This is a genomic window from Stappia sp. ICDLI1TA098, from assembly GCF_054880955.1.
Genome location: NZ_JBTZBT010000001.1, coordinates 932,845 through 951,074, shown reverse-complemented (window position 1 = coordinate 951,074; position 18,230 = coordinate 932,845). Strand labels below are relative to the sequence as shown.

Sequence of the window (18,230 nt, the reverse complement as noted above, 5' to 3'; positions counted from 1 at the left end):
CTCCCTTGAAGAATCCCATCGGCATCATCTCCATGCAGTTCACCCGGCCCTTCACCGGCGCCGACCTGCACTGTTTCGCCAAGGCCGCCGACCTCGGCTTCGACTTCGTCGAACTGCTGGTGCCCGAGCCCGAGGACGCCATCGACCTCGCCGAGACACGCCGTGCCGCCGAGGACGCGGGCCTGTTCCTGGTGCTCGCCGCCCGCGTGTCGCCGACCCGCTCCATCGCTTCAGACGACCCCGCCAACCGCCAGGGCGGCCTCGACTATCTCAAGCGCTGCGTCGAGGTCGCCGATACGCTCGGCGCCCGGATCGTCGGCGGCCCGCTCTATGGCGAGCCGATGGTCTTCGCCGGCAGGCCTCCCGTTCCGCGCACCGACGAGGATATCGCCCAGCGCGCCGAGCGCACCGTCGCCGGACTGAAGGAGGCCGCCGCCTTCGCCCGCTCCGCCGGCAAGGTCCTCGCGCTCGAGGCGCTCAACCGCTTCGAGACCGACGTCGTCTCGACGACGCGCCAGGCTGTCGAGGTCGCCGATCGCGTCGACGACGCCGGCCTCGGCGTCATGCTCGACACCTTCCACATGAACATGGAAGACCGCTCGATCCCGGACGCCATCCGTCTCGCGGGTAGCCGCATCGTCCACTTCCAGGCGAACGAGAACCACCGCGGCCACCCGGGGACCGGGCACCTCGACTGGCCGGCGATCATGCGCGCGCTGGCCCAGGTCGGCTACCAGGGGCCGATCTCACTCGAGCCGTTCCGCCGCAACGACGACCGTGTCGCCCTTCCCATTGCCCATTGGCGCGCGCCGCGCGAGGACGAGAGCGACAAGCTGCGCGCCGGACTTGGCGTCATTCGCAACGCGCTTGCTCTTGCGGAGGTCGACCAATGATCAACATCGGCTGGATCGGCTGCGGCCGTCACGCGCGCCAGATGCTGCTGCCGCAACTCGGACGCAACGGCTTCCGCATCACGGCGCTTTGCGACCGCGATGGTGCCGCGCTGTCGCAGACGGCGGCGAACTATGGCGTCACCGCGCTCTACGACGACTTCCGCGATCTCGTCGCCCACCCCGGGCTCGACGCCATCGGCATGGCGGTCGGCCCGGATCTGCACCGCCTCGCCTCCATCGCTGCGTTGGAAAAAGGCCTGCCCGTCTTCATGGAAAAGCCGCCGGCAGCCGATGCCGCCGGCGCGCGCGAGGTGGCGGCGGCATCGCAAAAGGCCGGCAAGCCGGTCATCGTCGGGTTCATGAAGCGTTATTCGACCGGCAACAAGATCGCCCGCAACGTTCTCGACGGCGGCGACTTCGGCAAGGTGCTCGGCATCACCGGCAGCTACATGACCGCGCCGACCTACTTCGAGGGAGAGCCGGATTACACCGGCTTCTTCCTGCACCATTGCGTCCACTACATGGACCTGATCCCCTGGTTCGCCGGCGAGGACTTCGGAGACATGCTGGTCAGAAGCGCAAGCCCGGCGCCGGGAAAGCTGCTGCTTCACGTCAACTTCACCACGCAAGGCGGCACCCTCGGCAATGTGGTGATGGGCACCGTCCAGTCGCGCGGCACGCCGATGGAAGAAATCCGCATCATGGGCGACCACGCGCGTCTCGAGGTCGACAACATCATCAACGTCAGCCTCTACCGCGATCCGCCGTTCAAGGCGGATGATCCGCGGGCAACGCTCGACCCCGCCTGTGACACGCTCTCCTGGACGCCGAACTTCACCGCCGCCGCCAACGAGGATCACAAGGGCTACGCCGGCCTTCTGGCCGATGCCGCCGCGGCCCTGCGCGGCGAGGTGAACGGCGCTCCCGACATCTCCGACGGCGTCCGCGCCATGGAGCGCCTCGAGCGCATGATCGCCCAGATCCGCGCCTGATCCTGTCCCGGCCGCAAAGCCGGCATGCAGGACCTGACAGAAAAGGCCCGCGCATCCAGGATGCGCGGGCCTTTTTCTCGAGATAACGGATGTCGGCACTCAAAGGGCGAGCTTGAAGCCCGTATGCGAGGCAACGAAGCCCAGCCGCTCGTAGAAGCGATGCGCATCCTCGCGGGTGACATCGGAGGTGAGCTGGACGAGCGCGCAACCGCGCTCGCGGCAACTGCGGATGGCCCAGTCGATCATCGCCGCGCCGACCCCCTCCCCGCGCAGTTGGCCCGAGACCCGCACAGCCTCGATCTGGCCGCGCCAGGCACCCTTGCGCGCCAGCCCGGGCAGGAAGCTGAGCTGGAACGTGCCGACAACCTCCCCCGCCTTCTCGACCACCGCGAGAATGTGGTTCGGATCGCCGTCCATGGCCTCGAAGGCTTGCACATAGCAGTCCGCCGGCGGGTGGCCGATCTCCTCGCGCGCAGCCCCCAGCGGATCGTCGGCAAGAAGCCCCAGCAACGCGGGAAGATCCTCCCTGCGCGCGGGGCGAACAAGAACACCGGGGCGGATTTCGGTCTCGGGCAAGGTCTGTCTCCTATGAACGGATCCGCTCCGGGCCCAGCCCGGAGCAATCTGGCACTGCGACGCCCGAGATCGTCGATGAGGACGCCCGGAGGCCCGCGCCTGTGGTTGATCGCAAGGCGGCCCCGGGTGCACTCGGACGGGCGTCGTGACGGAAGATCTCTCCGGGCGCGGTCGCCGCCTGCCGAGAACAGGCCACCATCGCAACGGCCTATTTGGCGAAGAGCTGGCCGAGATCCTTGAAGGCCTTGAGCTCGACCGCATTGCCGGCAGGGTCGTGGAAGAACATCGTGGCCTGCTCGCCCGGCTCGCCCTTGAAGCGGACATAGGGTTCGATCACGAACTTCACGCCCGCCGCCCTCAGACGATCGGCGGTTTCCTGCCAGTCTTCCATGGTCATCACCAGGCCGAAATGACGCACCGGGACGCCATGGCCGTCAACGGCGTTGGTTGCCGCCTTGCCGCATTCGCCAGGCGCCAGATGTGCCACGATCTGGTGGCCGTGAAAGTCGAAGTCGACCCAGTCGGGCGAACTGCGGCCCTCGCCGCAGCCCAGCAGCCCCTTGTAGAAGCTGCGCGCGGCGTCAAGATCGTCGACGGGGAAGGCAAGATGAAAGGGGCGAAGGGGCCGGTCGGTCATGGAACCTCTCTTGGGAGTGTGACAGGCGGGATATACCGCTAACCGACGCACACGAAAAACTATATATTCTTGGTCTAGGTCCAACGAAAAATTATCAAAGACAATGATCACCGAACTCAGGACGCTTGTCGCGGTTGCGCGTTTCGGAACCTTCGCCGCGGCGGGCAAGCGGATCGGGCTGACACAGGCAGCCGTGAGCGGCCAGATGAAGCGTCTCGAGGAAAAACTCGGTACGGAGCTGTTCGACAGGACCGGCCGCTCGGCCACGCTCAACCAGACCGGCCGCAACGTCCTGCTGAAAGCAGGAGAGGTTCTCGGCCTGGTCGACAGGCTGGCCGAACCGCAGGACCGATCCGCGCATTCGGGCCACCTGAGGATCGGGGCCATTTCGTCGGTCCAGCCGACATTGCTCAAGCGCGCGCTCGGGCCGTTCCACGCGGCGTTTCCCGGCTTCTACGTGCAGCTCCTTCCCGGAACCTCAATGGAGCTCATGGATCGGCTCGATTCCGGAGAGCTGGACCTTGCCGTCGTCATCGAGCCGAGCTTCGGCCTGCCGCAGGAGCTCGCCTGGCACCCGCTGACGCGCGAACGCTTCGTGCTCGCCGTCCCGAAGACGGTTGCGCCGGCGAACTGGCGCAGGATCCTGCAAGACCACCCGCTGCTTCGCTACAACCGGCACTCGTTTGGTGGGCGCCAGGTCCAGCGCTTTCTTGATCAGCAGGGCATTCCGGTCCGGGACTGGGTGGAGGTCGACGACATCCCGGCACTGCTGGCCATGGTCGCCGATGGTCTCGGCGTCGCCGTCCTGCCCCGGGCCGAAGCCTATGAGGAGCACTTCCTGAACGTGCGCGTGCTCGAGCTGGAGGAAGACACGTTCTTCAGGGAGGTCGGCGTCCTTTGCCCGCGGGACCCCGACGCCCCGATCGCGCGCTTCATCGCCGAATGCCGCATCGCGTCGGCGCCGCTCGGCTGACATGCGCGCGCCGTGCTGCCAGACGGGGAGGTGTTCGCCGCCGCCCGGATGCTCTAGACTTCAAAATGCGAACATCCGAGAACGGGTGCTGTCGCCGACTGAGCGCGAACAGCGGCAGTTTCCCCTTCCCAAGACTGTCGACAAGACGCAGGGCATTTCAGGTTTCAGTCTCATGCAGTCCGATCTCTTTTCCTGCTTCCCGTTGCGCAAGGCTCGCGTGCACGAGGTGTACGGTCCCGGTGCGCTCGGCTTCGCCGCCATCTCCGCCGCCCAGGCGCAGTCCGATGTGTTCTGGGTGCGCGAGGCATGGCAGCCGGAGACGATCAACCCGGTTGGACTGAGCGCCTTCTTCGATCCCTCGCGGCTGCTGGTCGGGCAGACCAGGGATCAGGTCGAGGGCCTCGCCGTCATGGAAGAGGCGTTGCGCGACGGATCCTTGCCGCTCGTGGTGATCGAGCTGAGCCAGCCGCTCGACCTCACCGCCGGGCGGCGCCTGCAGCTCGCCGCGAAGGCTGGCAATGCCACCGGACTGTGCCTCATCCCCGAGGGGATGGGCAGCAACACCGCCGAAACCAGATGGCGCTGTGCTCCGGTTTTCGACCCGCACGACTCGACTCTGCAGAGCTGGGAGCTTATCAAGAACAAATCAGGAACATTGGGAACCTGGCATGTTCGATGGAATACGGCGTCGCGTCGTCTGCGTGTGGTTTCCCCGGCTGGCGAGCGACCGGGTTCTGCGGGCGCATCCGATTGATGGCCCGTTCGCCCTCACCTTGCAGGAAAAAAATGCCAACCGACTGTATTGCCTGAACATTCAGGCCGAGCGGCAAGGGCTGCACAGGGGCATGTCCTATTCCGATGCAGGGGCTTTCTGCCCCACATTGCACAGCCGCCCTGCCGACCTGGACGCGGACCGGAAGTTCCTGCATGTGCTGCGCCGCTGGGCCACCCGCTATTGTCCCTGGGTTGGCCTGGAGGGAGAGGACGGGCTGGTTCTGGATATCACCGGAGCGGCTCATCTGTTTGCCGGTGAAGCCCCGATGCTGGCCGACATGCGCCGGCGGCTGGCCCGCGCGGGCCTCGCGGCCCGGATCGGGCTGGCCGACACGCGCGGCGCGGCCTGGGCATTGGCGCATCACGGGGAAGGCCAGGCCGAGGCGGGACGCCCGCTCGACGCACTGGCCGGTCTGCCGGTCGCCGCGCTGCGGCTGGACGACAAGACCGTCACCGCACTGCAAAGGCTGGGTTTGCGCAGCATCGGCGACCTGGAGCGCGTCGCCCGCGCGCCGCTTGCCCGCCGCTTCGGGCCAGGCCTCCTGGTGCGGCTGGATCAAGCCCTCGGCCGCCAGTCCGAGCAGATCAGCCCGCTGGCGGAGCCCCCCCATTACGGCGTACGGATGACCCTGCCCGAGCCCATCGGCCTGCAGGACGATGTGCTCGCCGGAACAGCCCGCCTGCTCGACCGGCTTTGCCTGAGGCTGAAAGCGCAAGAGGTCGGGGCGCGGGTGTTGTGCCTGACCCTGCGCCGGGTCGATCAGGAGGCCCGGACGGTGGAACTGCGTCTTGCACGCCCCTTGCACGATCCGCATCGCATCCTGCCGCTGTTCCGGCGCGGCGTCACGGATGTGGAGGCCGGGTTCGGCATCGACCAGATTCGGCTGGAAGCAACACGGGTCGAGCCCCTCCCGGTGGAACAGCTCAGCCATGTCGCCTCTCGCGGCAAGGACCGGGTGGACGACCTCATCAGCCGCCTCGGCACCCGGATCGGACTGGAGAACATCCAGCGGTTCCTGCCCGCAGACAGCCATATTCCGGAACGCGGCTTCCTGATCGCGCCCGCCGCCTGTTCGGATCCCGACGGGGCATGGTGCAGCCCGCGTCCGCGCCCGTTGCGCCTGTTTCCGCCCGAACCGATCGATGGTGAGGGTCCCCGCCCACCGGAACGATTCCGCTGGCGGCGGATGTCTCTTTGCACCACCCGCGCCACCGGGCCGGAACGCATCGCCCCGGAATGGTGGCTGGAGGATGCCGGCTGGCGTTCCGGTGTTCGCGATTACTGGCAGGCGGAAACGCGGCAGGGACGGCGGCTCTGGCTGTTCTATACGCCACAGAACCCGGGCTGGTTCGTGCAGGGTGAGTTCGCATGACCGGGGCCCCTCGCGCCAGCCGGCCGGACGACGCCCCGGCGCCGGGCGGGCCGGAGGGATACGCGGAGCTGTGCGTCACGACCAACTTCACCTTTCTCACCGGAGCCTCACACCCGGAGGAAATGGTGACCCGCGCCGCCGAGTTGCGACTTTCGGCAATCGCCATCACCGACCGCAATTCGCTGGCCGGTGTGGTGCGGGCCTATTCGGCGCTGAAGGAGTTGCAGCGCGAAGCGGAGGAGGCCATCCACGACGGCCCGCTGCACGGGCGCGCCGTGTCCCTGCCGAAGCTGATTACCGGTTGTCGGCTGGTCCTGCGCGACAGCGGTGTGGACTGGATCGCCCTGCCCCGGGACCGCGAGGCCTATCGCCGTCTGGCACGCCTGCTGACACTGGGCAAGCGGCGGGCCGAGAAAGGGGGCTGCCACCTCGACATGCGGGACGTGCTCGAGGGCTGTGCCGGCATGATCCTGATCGCCTTGCCGCAGGAAGGCCTGCCAGAGGCAACGGCGCACATCCAACGCCTGCGCCGGCACTTTCCCGGCCATGTTTTTGTGGGGGCCGCACCGCGATACGACGGCTCCGACCGAGCCTATCTGGACGCCTGCGCCCGGCTCGCGCAGGAAACCTCAGCCCCGATGGTCGCGCTCGGCGATGTGCTGATGCACCGGGCCTCACGCCGTCAGCTTGCCGATGTGCTGACCTGCATGCGCGAGCATATCACCATCGATGCGATCGGCACCCGCGCCCTGCCCAACGCGGAACGCCGCCTGAAGGGGTACGGCGACATGGCGCGGCTGTTCCAGGACCATCCCGCCGCCGTGCGCCGCACGCAGGAGATCGCGGCACGCTGCAGCTTCTCACTGAAGGAACTCAGCTACGAATATCCGGACGAGATTTCCGAAGGCGAGGCCCCGCAGGCACGGCTGGAGCGCCTGACAAAGGAGGGGCTGACGCGCCGCTACCCGAACGGCGCCTCGCAGCGGGTCCATGCGTTGATGGAGAAGGAATTGAAACTCGTCGGCGAGCTCGGCTTTTCCGCCTACTTCCTGACCGTCCATGACATCGTCAGCCATGCCCGCTCTGTCGGCATTCTCTGCCAGGGGCGCGGCTCGGCCGCCAATTCCATCCTTTGCTACCTGCTGGGCATCACCGACGTGTCCCCGGACCAGATCGCCATGGTCTTCGAGCGGTTCATCTCGAAATACCGGGGCGAACCGCCGGACATCGACGTGGATTTCGAGCATGAGCGGCGCGAGGAGGTCATCCAGTGGATCTACAGCAAGTACGGTCGTCACCGCGCCGGATTGTGCGCGACCGTGATCCACTTCCGTTCGCGCGCGGCAATCCGCGAGGTGGGCAAGGTGATGGGGCTCAGCCAGGATGTCACCGCCAGCCTTTCGGGCCAGATCTGGGGCATGTCGAACGGTGGCGCGAACCCGGAGAGGATCAGGGAACTTGGCCTTGACCCGACGGACCGCCGTTTGTCCCAGACCATCCGCCTGATCGGCGAGATCATCGGCTTTCCCCGTCACCTGTCGCAGCATGTCGGCGGCTTCGTCATCACCAAGGGACGGCTGGACGAGCTCTGCCCCATCGAGAACGCGGCGATGGAGGACCGTACGCTGATCGAGTGGGACAAGGACGACATCGACACGCTCGGCATCCTGAAGGTCGACGTGCTGGGCCTGGGGATGCTGACGTGCATCCGCAAGGCATTCGACCTGCTGGAACGGCACAGAGGGGAGCGGCTGGAGATCGCCACGGTGCCGCAGGAGGATGGACCGACCTACGCCATGCTGCAAAAAGCCGATGCCGTCGGCGTGTTCCAGGTCGAAAGCCGGGCGCAGATGAATTTTCTGCCCCGGATGCTTCCGAAGACCTTCTACGATCTGGTGATCGAGGTCGCCATCGTCCGTCCCGGCCCGATCCAGGGCGGCATGGTCAAGCCCTATATCCGGCGCCGGCAGGGGCTGGAGAAGGCTGAGCCCTTTGGCCCCGCGCTGGAGGCGGTCACACACCGCACCCTCGGCGTCCCCCTCTTCCAGGAACAGGCCATGCAGATCGCCGTGGTCGGCGCGGGCTTCACCGCCGAGGAGGCCGACCACCTGCGCCGCTCGCTCGCCTCCTTCCGGCGAATGGGGACGATCGGTTCGTTCAAGGACAAGTTCATCGCCGGCATGCTGAAGAACGGCTACGACATGGAGGTGGCCGAGCGCTGTTTCGGCCAGATCGAGGGGTTCGCCGACTATGGCTTCCCCGAGAGCCACGCCGCCGCCTTTGCCATGCTTGCCTACGTCTCGGCCTGGCTGAAATGCCACCACCCGGCGATCTTCGCCTGTGCGCTCCTGAACGCGCAGCCCATGGGCTTCTACGCCCCCGCCCAGATTGTCCGCGATGCCCGCGCGCATCGGGTCGAGGTGCGCCCGGTCTGCGTGAACGCCAGCGACTGGGACAACACGCTGGAGCGCCGGGCGGACGGGGCGCTGGCCCTCAGGCTGGGCTTTCGCCAGATCAAGGGCTTCAAGGACGAGGAGGCCGGCTGGATCGTGGCGGCGCGCGGCAATGGCTACCGCGACCCGGAGGCCGTCTGGCTGCGCGCCGGCGTTGCGCCGGCGGTGCTGGAGCGGCTGGCAGAGGCGGACGCATTCTCGGACATGGGTCTCACCCGGCGCGACGCGCTCTGGCAGGTGAAGGCGATCCGGGGACAGGTGCCGCTGCCGCTTTTCAACGATCCAATCGACGGCGAAAGCATCCGCGAGCCGGATACGGACCTCAAGCCCATGCGTCTGGGCGAGGAAGTGGTGGAGGATTACGTCTCCATGCGCCTGACATTGCGGGCCCATCCAATGGAGCTGCTGCGCCCCTCGATCCCCGGCCTGACGCCGCATGACAAGCTGGCATGCGCGCCGCTCAAGCGCACCAGCGTCTGCGGCCTGGTCATCACGCGCCAGAGACCCGGCACCGCTTCCGGCGTGATCTTCCTGACGCTGGAGGATGAAACCGACGTCTCCAATGTGGTGGTCTGGCCCAAGGTCTACGACCGCTTCCGCCGGATCGTCATGGGCGGCCGGCTGCTGCGGGTCACCGGCTATCTTCAGCGCGAGGGCATCGTCGTCCACCTGATCGCACAGCACATCGAGGATCTCTCCCACCGCCTGGCCGACCTGGGTCATCCGATGGACGCGGTCATCGGCATAACGCAACCCCAGGCCGACGACGCTCCGCGCCGCCGCGGCCAGCCAGCCCGGGCCATGCACCCCCGCGAACAGGCCAAGCGCCTGTTCCCGAGCCGTGACTTTCATTGAGGACCTGCGGCGCACGGACAGCGCCCGCGATGGCGGCACCGCAGGGTATGGCGGTGAACAACCCCGCAACGCTTGCGATCAGGGCTTCATGCCAGCGGGCAGCATGCAGGCGACATCCCGCACGGCCCCCTCCCCCCGAAAGCCAGTGGACAGCGACGGTCGAAGCGGCCCAAGCCCGGGCCGCTTCGACGAAGCAGGCCTCTGCTTTTACGGGATGCGGGCGATGACCTTGATTTCGAAATCGAAACCGGCGAGCCAGGTCGAGCCGATTGCCGTCCAGTTGGGATAGGGCTGGTCGGTGAAAACCCGATCCTTGGCGGCCATGAACGCCGGAAACTGGGTCTCCGGATCCGTATGGAACGTGGTCACATCGACGATATCGTCGAAGGTGCAGCCGGCAGCCTCAAGCGTCGCCTTGAGATTCTCGAAAGCCAGTTCGACCTGACGCCCGAAATCAGGCTCGGGCGTGCCGTCGGCACGGCTGCCGACCTGCCCGGAGACGAAGAGAAGATCGCCGGAGCGGATCGCGGCCGAATAGCCGTGCTTCTCGTAAAGTGCATGCCTGCCGGCAGGAAAAATAGCGTCGCGTTGCGTCATTTCTGGAGCTCTCTTCATCATTGTCGGATGGCACGAGACGCGCGTGGAGCAAGGCCCCTGGGGCTTCACACGCCACCACGCCGCCTGATATACGCCATGTATGCGAGATAACTCACATACGCGATGTATGTCAATTGACATACATCGCGTATGTTGAAATAGGGGTAAGTGCGATGGCCAGACGCCGCGCCGAAACGATGGAAGAGAACCGGGAAAAGCTGATCGCCGCGGCGCGAAAGGCGTTCGCCGGGAAAGGATATGCCGCCGCTTCGATGGACGAGCTGACGGCCGAAGTCGGGCTGACGCGGGGCGCGCTCTACCACAACTTCGGAGACAAGCGCGGGCTGCTGGCGGCCGTCGTCAACCGGATCGACGCGGAAATGGCATCGCGGGCCCAGGAGATCGGCGGTCTGGCGGGAGACGGCTGGGAGGGGCTTCTGGCTGTAGGGGCAGCCTACATCGAGATGGCGCTCGATCCCGAAGTGCAGCGTGTCGTTCTGCTCGACGGACCGGCGTTCCTTGGGGATCCGCTGCAATGGCCCAGCCAGAACAACTGCCTGCAGACGACAAGACAGACACTCGAGCGACTGATCCGGGAGGGAATCGTGAAGCCGGTGGACGCGGAAGTCGCCGCCCGGCTTCTGAATGGCGCGGCCCTCAACGCCTCTCTCTGGATCGCCGCAAGCGAGGATCCGCAGCAGGCCCTGCCGAAAGCCGTCGAGACCTTTCGCTGCCTGGCCGCGGGCCTGCTCGTGACGCCACGCTGATCCCCGTCCGCAGCCGCAGCGCCCCCCACGGCTCGGTTGACTGACCCCGACCGAATATGCCGACACCTTGAACCCGAAACGGGATCTGCCGCTCCGCTCGCTCGCGAGCTCCGCAGCAGACCCCGTCAATAGCCCCGGCCATATCGGCCAAACCCACCGCCAGAGTCTCCGTCAAACTGGATAAAACTTGGGGGCAACGTCACTGCGAATGATGACTGGGCCGACCGAAATGCTTGCAACATCCTCAGTTCATCAGACCTGCGTTCGCAAACGCAACCAACTGCCTGCAATGCCTTCGCTGTTGATCAAGCGGAGGCAAAACGACAGGCAACGCGAAGTCCTCAGGCAAAATCGTCACGATGTGCTTTGCGGCCAGCGCACCTTCAAACCGCACCCCGCTGGAATGCCGTTCCTGGCTATTGCAAACGTTTGCTACTGGATCAGCCTCATGCTGCAGGTGTTGCTGCGTGGAGGCTCACAGGCAACGTCCGAGCTCATGGCTGCCGTACGGCAAATTGTTACCGGGAATGTCGTATGTCTCCCCCGCAATGCCATCAGGCGCGTTCGAGTGCGTTTGCCGTTTCTCGCGCCAGGGAAAGACAGGCGGTCAAGCCCGGCGACTCAATCCCGAACAGCGCAACGAGACCGCGATGGCCGTGAGTAGCCGGCCCATCGATGCGAAAATCCGTCGCCGGCTCGCCCGGTCCCGAGATCTTGGGGCGGATGCCGGAATAATCGGGGGACAGGCTGTCGTCCGCAAGATCGGGCCAATAGCGCCTGATTTCCTCGTAGAACCTGTCGGCGCGGCCGGGATCGACCGTGTAGTCGAGCGCATCGATCCATTCCACGTCCGGACCGAACCGGGCCTGTCCGGCGAGATCGAGCGTCAGATGCACGCCCAGCCCGCCAGGTTCCGGCACGGGGTAGATCAGGCGGGAGAACGGCGCCCTTCCGGTTACGGAGAAATAGCAGCCGCGGGCATAGTAGGTGCGCGGGACACCGTAGCCGGGGACCGATGCAAGCAGCGCGGCAGCACCATGTCCCGCCGCGACAATCAGGTTGCTGCAGGTGATCGGGTAAGCCTCGTCCACCCCGGTATGCAAACGGTATTCGCCAGAAAGCTGCTCGACGCGGCGGACCGGAGTGCGCAAAACGACCTGGCCGCCGGCCGACTCGGTATCGCCCTGAAGCGCCAGCATGAGCGCATGGCTGTCGACGATACCGGTCGAGGGTGACAGCAAAGCCGCCTCGCAGGCCAGATGCGGTTCGAGCGCCAGGGCCTCTTCCTGCGTCAGCAACTCGAGATCCCCGACCCCGTTCGCGGCGGCACGTTCGCGGATGGATTTCAAGGTGTCGACTTGCGCCGGTGTGGTCGCCACAATCAGTTTGCCGAGATTGCTGCAGGGCACGTTGCGGGCGCGGCAATAGTCGTAGAGAAGCCACCTTCCTTCCACGCAGGCCCGCGCCTTGAGGCTGTTCTGCGGGTAATAGATCCCTGCGTGGATGACTTCGCTGTTTCTTGCGCTGGTTTCGGAGCCGATCAGGTCATGCTGTTCGAGCACCATGACCTCTTGACCGCGCTGAGCCAATTCCCGCGCGATCGCGAGTCCCACCACTCCCGCCCCGACTACGACCGTCTCAATATCTGCCACCGGTTGCCCACCACTCCCTGTGTCTTCCGTCCGAAGCTTCAATACCACCGCTGAGGAGCGCCCCGGCACCACAAGGGCGGAAGGTAGGCTTCAGGGCCGGCAATGCGCAAGAAGGCCGTCTCTACGGCCGATACGGAAGCGCCTGTTCAGAACGGCGAGCCCGACTCTGGCACAATCTGTCGGCATTGTTTTGCCTGCAGCCGCCGGCCCCTTGGGGAAATCGACCCAAGTGCGCATGCGCCACCACACAATGAAGAAGGCGTCGATCTCAACCAAACAACTGCATCACGTCAACCAATTGCTCCACCAACACTCGGTCGTCACATGATGAGCGCTTCGAAGAATCACATATCAATCATCGAAGCGGCGAGCGAGGAATCTCTGGAGCTATGGAAACCTGTCGCGGCTGACCACACCGACGCGGCCGGGGTTTCTTTTAATAGAAAGTGAGCAATCGCAGCACTTTGTCGTCGGGCCGATATTCCAAAGCGGCCATTAGGCGAAATGGCTCTCCGTCTTCGTCCGGCACTTCAATGACTATGCTGAACTTGGTGACGTTGTGTTCTGCAAGATACGACATATTGTATATGTAGTTGGATCGCAGTTTCCCACGGATTATTTCCTGCAACTCTTGCGTCGAAACATCGCTAAGACCTGCATGGTGAAGCGAACCTGCTTTAGCCGTTTTGATGTATTCAAGCTTTGCATCTTCAACCTGAACGTCGAACCCATCCAAAGTTGACGGCGAAGCGTTCACCGAATTGATTGCCATTTCTCTGTCGGCTTCAAAACCGTCGAACACAGGGCTTTCAATCTTGTATGAGAGCAACACACCCTCCAAGTCTGAGCGAACGCTAATACACTCGTAGCCGTTTTCTTCGAAGGGCATTCCCGACATGTTCACGTTGTCCGAGTCGTCGCGGTCGTCTTCGTGTCCTTGAATGATCTTTCTGCCAGCCTTCACGCAAAGATTGACCAGCTTCATTGAAAGAAGCGTCTTGAAGAAAGAATGATAGGTCGTGTTTGCACAACCCACATACGGTTCATAGTCTATCAGACCGCCCGCAAGCTTTTGGAACGCAGTATCCGTCAAGTTGTTGATGTAGACGACGTAGAATTGACTGCTGTGCCGATAGTCGATGCGACGCACCGGGCAAACCGCCTCACAGAAGGCTTCATACAGGGTCTCTTTTTGGCTGTTGCTTCCGATGTAGTCGCCAACCAAAATGCTGTTCTTCGTTCTTGGATCGAGCAGCGGAATGATGCGTTCAAACACTTGGTAGTCATACCAGCTATCTTCAATCTGCATCGTGTCGAAGATCAAAGCTATCTCAAGCTTTTCACGGTCGGGCACTAACGCTGCTCGCAGGTCGTCGTAGTTGATGCCCTTAGACTTCAATGTCCGTGCAATTTGCGCACGCATCCCCTGTATCTCAAGCAGCATCCGATCCGGGGACAGCCCAAAGTAGTCGCGAACAACCTCTAGCATCCCGTTGCCGCGTGCGTTCAAGGTATGGATCGGTAGAATTTCTGGTGCCAATTTATCACCTCCCGACGCACATCTTACCCTGAAAATCGCATGGGTAGTCCATGGGTAGGATTGGTTGAGCGCCAATTAGCCCAATGAAATCAATGGCTAATGGCGGGCCGCACCCGACGATGATGAGCACTATGTCTACGCTATAGCCCTCTAATGCCGCATCATCCGATAAGGTGGCGGAGGTGGCATTCATGCCCATACTAGCGGGTTGAAAGACCCGCCTGCTAGTGGGCTTTCTTGCTGCCTTTCAACAAATGATGGCTGACAGCGTTGCGAATCGCAGTCTCCAGTATCTCGTCGTGGCCATCAATTGAATCATCGTAATAGACGCGGTGGATGTTGAAGCTGGCTGCGCTGGCGACGACAGGCGAGATCGAAGCTATGTCGACGATCTCGCCGCCGACCTGGACGTTTATCTGTTGTGGATGCCCGCCAGCCTTATTCAGCGGCTTGTAAATTGGCCGATCATACCTGTCGTAGTAGCACCCTTCGATCCAGATTTTCTCATCGACTGCAATTTCTGCCGAGACCGACTTGCAGATGCCATGCAGAAAGGCCACCCGGTCGACGGCCGCAAGCTCCTGGACGCCGACGTCGACAGCCGCAACCTCGTCGGCGATTTTCCATATGTCGACCATTGGGTAGATTCTGCGCTCCGCGATACGACGTGCGATCGTGCTAATCGAATCATCGCGAGCCTCCCTCAGGAGGTAGAGCGCGCCCCAAAACATCGTATCGTCCAGCAGCAAGGCGTTTTCAAGATTTTCAGGATCGTGGAAGAACCGCACGAATGGATGCGTAGACGGGAGCCCGGTTTCCTTTTCCCTACCCTCGGCGGCAAGTTCGAATATTCGACTCATCATCAAAGCAAACATGTACTCAAGGCCTCGGGTCCGCTTGTGTAGATACAGAGTGGGGTAAAGCTGGAATAGCGTGACCGTGAATTGTTCAAGAGAAATGTACCCCTTGCTGTCGACGTACAGGAACTCGCCGTGCTCGCCTTTGCCCCTGTTTAGATTTCTGATCAGCCAGTCCAGGTCGATGCCGCCAGAAGATACTCCGGCGAAGTAGGGGTCGCGCTTGGCGTAGTCGAGACGATCGGCGTCGAGCTGGCCGGACACGATCGAAGTGTAAATGCAGCCTTTTCTCTTCTTAAGAATCATATCGGCAACGAGTTGTGGGAAATCTTCTCCGCCCAGACGGGTCAAGGTCTCGGCTATGGCCGATTGGGTGATAATCTTTGGACCGATTTTCTCGTGGTCGACAGCGTCCTTCAGGCCCGGCCGCTCGGCCTGCTGGTCCGGGTTCCGCTTAAAATAGAACTCCATTGCCTTCTCGAAGGCATGGCTGAACATGCCGTGACCCACGTCGTGAAGCAGCGCCGCCGCAAGGCATGCTTGCCCCTCTCTTGACCAGTTACCCTTTCGGACATCGGGCTCGACGATTGATAGCATCCGCTTGGCCACCGAATAGACTCCGAGCGAGTGGGCGAACCGGGAATGCGTGGCCGACGGAAAGACGTAGTCAGCGAAGCCAAGTTGCTTTACGCGCCGCAACCTTTGAAAGAAGGGGTCCGACAACATGTTTTTCAGTTCGAGTTCGGCATCGCCCTCGAACTCGATAAACCCATGAATCGGATCCTTGATCATTTTTGAGGTCATGGTCGGCGGCTCCCTATCTTGAAGTTACGAGCTTGTTCTTCAGGTCTGCTGGATTATCGTCGGGCCTCGTGCCGGAGCCTCCCCACACGCGGCCAATCGAAATGGAAGTGCCGCTGGGTCCGAAGCCAAGACGTCCGCGTCGAAATCGACGCGATGATAGTCCCGTGGATAGTATGAGAAGCTCTTGAGGGCGAAATACGAGTCACTGTCCATGTAGCGGCGGGACAGTTCCAGGCTGGCCACTTCTGCTGTCGCAGCATCGAATTCGTCGCTGAGATGCATCTTGGTGATGCCGGTACGGACGGCGCTGTCGTGTTCGACTGGCCGAGCACCTCGACGAGCCCAGTCCTCAATCAGAATATCCGCGGTTTTGGGTGGACCGTAGGCGATGACCGGCCCGACTGAGACACCCGCGATGCTGCTGGCATTGCTGTCCAGCCAAGCTTCCGTCTCGCGAAGAGTAGTTTCTGTTTCGCCCGCGTAGAGCAGCACGTTTACCTTGGCCATCACGCCGTACTTGCGGCACGCCTCCAAAAGATCCTCGGCCTTCCGCAGATAGCGATCGGGCATGGGGGTCTTATTCATTGCCATGATCTGGGTAGGAGAAGCCGTTTCCAAGCCAAGGTCGATAACCCGCAGCCCTGCCTCGGCAAGGGCCGCTAAGGTATCGGGCGCCATTACATCGACTCGGGTTTCGGTCCGCCAAGTTACGCGCATATTCGATTTCCGAACTTCGTCGGCCAGCCTCGCGGCCCATCGGGTCGTCGGCAGGAACATCGATGACTGGAAATAGGGATGGATCTCGCCGCCGCCGTACTGCTCCCGCACCAACGCCATCGAACGGGCGACAGTGCTGGGATCTCCGAGTTTCTCAACCGGGATGTCGCGCTCTTCGCAGAATAGACATCCCATCCCGCAACCGCGCGATGCTTCGATGCTCGGTTGGTAGTTCAGATAGCCCGACACCAGCGTATGATTCAGGGTAAAGCTAGGCGTCGGGACGGCCGTACGTTCAAGGATCGGGCTGCCCGTCAGGAGATCCTGGATGTACGGTTCACTCAAGCCCGATGCGAGTTGGTCGGCTTCCGGGAGCATTGTCCGAAACCACGCCATGTCGGGTCCTACAACCCAGCGCCCCCCCACGACGATCTTGCACTCTGGATCAGCCGTTTTCGCCAGCCGGCAGAAGCGCTGCGCCCAAGGCAGCGCGTAGAAGCTGGGGATTGATAGCATCAGCGGATAGCGTGACGGAAATCGGCCGGCAGCACGCAAATCGTCCAATACCACAGCGGGCGCTTGATGCTCTCCATGAACAAGCACAGTTTCGTGGCCGCCTATCTGAAGTACCGTGGCCAGAGACAGGGCACCATAGTTGAGATAAAGCTGGCGACGGGCAAGCGGATGATCTCTCTTTTTCGGAGAAATCATGCCTGCGGAGACGAATATTACGACATCTGATCTGACCATTGGCTCGTTACGTAAAGGCGTTGGTCATTAGACATAGGAGGCCTAAGTGCCGTTTGTAAGTATCGAAGGCATTGATGGGAGCGGGAAAACCACACAGACCGACCTCCTCGCCACGTCGCTGAGGGCACGCGGCTTCAAGGTATTGCGGACCAAAGAGCCTGATGGCGGATGGATGGGGGCGGAAATCCGCTCGATACTTATCAGAGACCGCGGCGCGCCGCTGTCTCCACAAGAGGAAATGCTTCTGGTTTTTGCTGCGAGGTACAACCACGTCCACCAGGTCATTCGGCCTATGTTGGAAGCAGGCGATTGGGTCGTTACCGACAGATTTGTCGACTCCACCTTTGCGTTTCAGGTCTTCAATAACGGCGTCTCCGAGGCCGCCTTCAACGCGATCCGCTCTGAAATTCTCGGTGGAACGATACCTGACTTCACGTTCATCCTCGATATCGACCCGGAAACCGCCCTCAATCGCCGCAGTATCCGTAACGGGAAGGACACCGACGATCCCGCCGAGGCCACCAGAAACTTCAAGCGTATCCAAAACGGATTTTTGGAAATCGCGAGGAGAGAGCCGGGAAGATGCCACGTGGTCGATGCCACGGCTTCGCCCCACGAGGTGGCAGAGATGATCATGGCAACGATTGATGAATCGCGAGCTGGTTCGCTCGTGCCGAATTTCATCAGCTAAAGTTTTGGGGTGCTGCGTGATCTGCGCCTCCGGGTTTAGGCTCTCTCGGGAAATGCTCGACGACGTGACGTGCTTTCGGTTATTTCATACGGTTTGAGTGAGCGTTCTTCGAGGAAAAGGTGAGATGATCGCCGAACCCGAGAACTGATCGACGTATTGCCCTCTCAACAAGAAGCTTACGTCCAAGACATCCAGCCTGGCAATCGGCGCAATTCGTGCGGTCATGGCGAAGAGTATCGCGCCACGGCGTGCAATCGGCGGCGTTCGCGCCATACACGCCGGATGATGATGAGCACTACGTCTACGCTATAGCCCTCTAACGCCGCCCG

Annotated in this window: 16 protein-coding genes; 9 read left to right on the top strand and 7 right to left on the bottom strand. The window is 62.8% G+C overall.

Going from position 1 to position 18,230, the window contains the following annotated elements; translation table 11 throughout:
* The first annotated feature begins 5 nt into the window (after positions 1-5).
* The gene (locus ACSLUQ_RS04340; protein ID WP_461807790.1) at positions 6-893 is read left to right on the top strand and encodes a sugar phosphate isomerase/epimerase family protein; all 888 of its coding nucleotides are present in this window, start codon (positions 6-8) and stop codon (positions 891-893) included.
* Positions 890-1,885, top strand: a complete 996-nt coding sequence (locus ACSLUQ_RS04335; RefSeq protein ID WP_461807789.1) for a Gfo/Idh/MocA family protein — start codon at positions 890-892, stop codon at positions 1,883-1,885. Before ACSLUQ_RS04340 ends, ACSLUQ_RS04335 begins: the two co-directional genes overlap by 4 nt.
* 99 nt (positions 1,886-1,984) lie before the next feature.
* Here the strand turns inward: ACSLUQ_RS04335 and ACSLUQ_RS04330 are convergent, their stop codons facing one another.
* A complete protein-coding gene (locus ACSLUQ_RS04330; RefSeq protein WP_417774423.1) occupies positions 1,985-2,461 on the bottom strand; it encodes a GNAT family N-acetyltransferase in 477 nt (158 codons plus the stop codon).
* 208 nt (positions 2,462-2,669) lie between these two features.
* Positions 2,670-3,098, bottom strand: coding sequence for a VOC family protein (locus ACSLUQ_RS04325; RefSeq protein WP_417774422.1), 429 nt, complete (start codon positions 3,096-3,098; stop codon positions 2,670-2,672).
* Between the two features lie 103 nt (positions 3,099-3,201).
* On the opposite strand from ACSLUQ_RS04325, the gene ACSLUQ_RS04320 reads away from it, so the two are divergent.
* The 4 genes from ACSLUQ_RS04320 (at position 3,202) to ACSLUQ_RS04305 (ending at position 9,526) form a co-directional block, all read left to right on the top strand.
* Entirely contained in the window at positions 3,202-4,071 is an 870-nt protein-coding gene (locus ACSLUQ_RS04320; protein ID WP_461807788.1) for a LysR family transcriptional regulator, read from the top strand.
* Positions 4,072-4,156: 85 nt separating this feature from the next.
* Positions 4,157-4,825, top strand: coding sequence for an ImuA family protein (locus tag ACSLUQ_RS04315; RefSeq protein WP_417774420.1), 669 nt, complete (start codon positions 4,157-4,159; stop codon positions 4,823-4,825).
* Positions 4,740-6,218, top strand: coding sequence for a Y-family DNA polymerase (locus ACSLUQ_RS04310; protein WP_461807787.1), 1,479 nt, complete (start codon positions 4,740-4,742; stop codon positions 6,216-6,218). The genes ACSLUQ_RS04315 and ACSLUQ_RS04310 overlap by 86 nt, the downstream gene beginning before the upstream one ends.
* On the top strand, positions 6,215-9,526 hold the full coding sequence (locus ACSLUQ_RS04305; RefSeq protein WP_461807786.1) for an error-prone DNA polymerase: 3,312 nt from the start codon (positions 6,215-6,217) through the stop codon (positions 9,524-9,526). The genes ACSLUQ_RS04310 and ACSLUQ_RS04305 overlap by 4 nt, the downstream gene beginning before the upstream one ends.
* Before the next feature lie 207 nt (positions 9,527-9,733).
* On the opposite strand, the gene ACSLUQ_RS04300 is transcribed toward ACSLUQ_RS04305, so the two are convergent.
* The gene (locus ACSLUQ_RS04300) at positions 9,734-10,123 is read right to left on the bottom strand and encodes a RidA family protein (RefSeq protein WP_417774417.1); all 390 of its coding nucleotides are present in this window, start codon (positions 10,121-10,123) and stop codon (positions 9,734-9,736) included.
* A 173-nt stretch (positions 10,124-10,296) separates the two neighbouring features.
* Here ACSLUQ_RS04300 and ACSLUQ_RS04295 point away from each other — a divergent pair, with 173 nt between their 5' ends.
* Positions 10,297-10,890 (top strand): TetR/AcrR family transcriptional regulator, encoded by a 594-nt coding sequence (locus ACSLUQ_RS04295; RefSeq protein WP_461807785.1) that lies wholly within the window; start codon positions 10,297-10,299, stop codon positions 10,888-10,890.
* A 554-nt stretch (positions 10,891-11,444) separates the two neighbouring features.
* Here ACSLUQ_RS04295 and ACSLUQ_RS04290 read toward each other — a convergent pair.
* Positions 11,445-12,542, bottom strand: a complete 1,098-nt coding sequence (locus ACSLUQ_RS04290; protein ID WP_461807784.1) for an NAD(P)/FAD-dependent oxidoreductase — start codon at positions 12,540-12,542, stop codon at positions 11,445-11,447.
* Between the two features lie 102 nt (positions 12,543-12,644).
* Between ACSLUQ_RS04290 and ACSLUQ_RS04285 the strand changes: the two genes are divergently transcribed.
* Positions 12,645-12,992 carry a hypothetical protein gene (locus tag ACSLUQ_RS04285; protein WP_461807783.1) on the top strand — a complete coding sequence of 116 codons (348 nt, stop codon included), beginning with the start codon at positions 12,645-12,647 and terminating at the stop codon, positions 12,990-12,992.
* Here ACSLUQ_RS04285 and ACSLUQ_RS04280 read toward each other — a convergent pair.
* The 3 genes from ACSLUQ_RS04280 to ACSLUQ_RS04270 all read right to left on the bottom strand — a co-directional run bounded on the left by ACSLUQ_RS04280 (position 12,979) and on the right by ACSLUQ_RS04270 (position 17,210).
* A complete protein-coding gene (locus ACSLUQ_RS04280; RefSeq protein ID WP_461807782.1) occupies positions 12,979-14,082 on the bottom strand; it encodes a hypothetical protein in 1,104 nt (367 codons plus the stop codon). The two genes, ACSLUQ_RS04285 and ACSLUQ_RS04280, sit on opposite strands and share 14 nt — an antisense overlap.
* Before the next feature lie 224 nt (positions 14,083-14,306).
* Positions 14,307-15,743: an HD domain-containing protein gene (locus tag ACSLUQ_RS04275; RefSeq protein WP_461807781.1), complete on the bottom strand. Its 1,437-nt coding sequence runs from the start codon at positions 15,741-15,743 to the stop codon at positions 14,307-14,309.
* A 39-nt stretch (positions 15,744-15,782) separates the two neighbouring features.
* A complete protein-coding gene (locus tag ACSLUQ_RS04270; RefSeq protein ID WP_461807780.1) occupies positions 15,783-17,210 on the bottom strand; it encodes a B12-binding domain-containing radical SAM protein in 1,428 nt (475 codons plus the stop codon).
* Positions 17,211-17,256: 46 nt separating this feature from the next.
* On the opposite strand from ACSLUQ_RS04270, the gene tmk reads away from it, so the two are divergent.
* Positions 17,257-17,901 carry a dTMP kinase gene (gene tmk / locus ACSLUQ_RS04265; protein WP_461807779.1) on the top strand — a complete coding sequence of 215 codons (645 nt, stop codon included), beginning with the start codon at positions 17,257-17,259 and terminating at the stop codon, positions 17,899-17,901.
* The last annotated feature ends 329 nt before the right edge of the window (positions 17,902-18,230 follow it).

Excerpts from the sequence above, each read along its gene's own strand:
- ACSLUQ_RS04335 (WP_461807789.1), top strand. The coding sequence starts at position 890 with ATGATCAACATCGGCTGGATCGGCTGCGGCCGTCACGCGCGCCAGATG.
- ACSLUQ_RS04325 (WP_417774422.1), bottom strand. The coding sequence starts at position 3,098 with ATGACCGACCGGCCCCTTCGCCCCTTTCATCTTGCCTTCCCCGTCGAC.
- ACSLUQ_RS04320 (WP_461807788.1), top strand. The coding sequence starts at position 3,202 with ATGATCACCGAACTCAGGACGCTTGTCGCGGTTGCGCGTTTCGGAACC.
- ACSLUQ_RS04310 (WP_461807787.1), top strand. The coding sequence starts at position 4,740 with ATGTTCGATGGAATACGGCGTCGCGTCGTCTGCGTGTGGTTTCCCCGG.
- ACSLUQ_RS04305 (WP_461807786.1), top strand. The coding sequence starts at position 6,215 with ATGACCGGGGCCCCTCGCGCCAGCCGGCCGGACGACGCCCCGGCGCCG.
- ACSLUQ_RS04300 (WP_417774417.1), bottom strand. The coding sequence starts at position 10,123 with ATGACGCAACGCGACGCTATTTTTCCTGCCGGCAGGCATGCACTTTAC.
- ACSLUQ_RS04295 (WP_461807785.1), top strand. The coding sequence starts at position 10,297 with ATGGCCAGACGCCGCGCCGAAACGATGGAAGAGAACCGGGAAAAGCTG.
- ACSLUQ_RS04285 (WP_461807783.1), top strand. The coding sequence starts at position 12,645 with ATGCGCAAGAAGGCCGTCTCTACGGCCGATACGGAAGCGCCTGTTCAG.
- ACSLUQ_RS04275 (WP_461807781.1), bottom strand. The coding sequence starts at position 15,743 with ATGACCTCAAAAATGATCAAGGATCCGATTCATGGGTTTATCGAGTTC.
- ACSLUQ_RS04270 (WP_461807780.1), bottom strand. The coding sequence starts at position 17,210 with ATGGTCAGATCAGATGTCGTAATATTCGTCTCCGCAGGCATGATTTCT.